Below are 566 nucleotides of genomic sequence, written 5' to 3'. Positions count from 1 at the left end.
CGGATCAGAACCCAAGCCAGACACAGCACCACAAATCCGATCAGCACTACCGCCACCCAGAATGAAGGCGGGTGGAAGGTGAGGTAATAGTTGATGTCGTATTCAGTCAGCATCCACCAGGCGATCAGGCCAGCCACGGCGACAAAAGGCAGCGCAAGTACCAGCACACGCAAAATGAACCGTGCGGCAAAGCCGAAAAGCGCAGGTAAACGCGTCAGGATCAACCGGATGGAAGCACTGCCCGCGCGCCAAGGGTCACGCTCACCCATCCGCAACGATCCGGCCATGACCGAGAAGACAAAGACCTCGGCCAGTAAGAACAGGCTGAGAACTACAACCGCCGCGATGAAGCCCGCTGGTGACAGCAGGAACATCGCAATGTCCTGATCCGTCAGCGCCGATTGATCAGACAATGAGACAGCAAGATTGACGGCGATGGCAACGCCCGGAGCGATCAGTGCAACCAGCAGCAACCGGACGGCGACATAAACAGGCACAAACACGCGCCGCCGCGCCCATGCGCCCCGGTAGGCAGTTGTAACGGCTGAGAAATTGGTCACGCGGTT

Annotated in this window: 1 pseudogene; it reads right to left on the bottom strand. The window is 58.5% G+C overall.

Annotation, left to right across the window (positions count from 1 at the left end):
• Positions 1–566 (bottom strand): annotated as a pseudogene (locus ACR0EL_RS22645) (glycerophosphodiester phosphodiesterase); the annotation flags it as partial.

Source organism: Ruegeria sp. AH12, from assembly GCF_056541465.1.
Note: the sequence above shows the minus strand (reverse complement) of the source record. Positions and strands in the feature narration are given on the sequence as shown.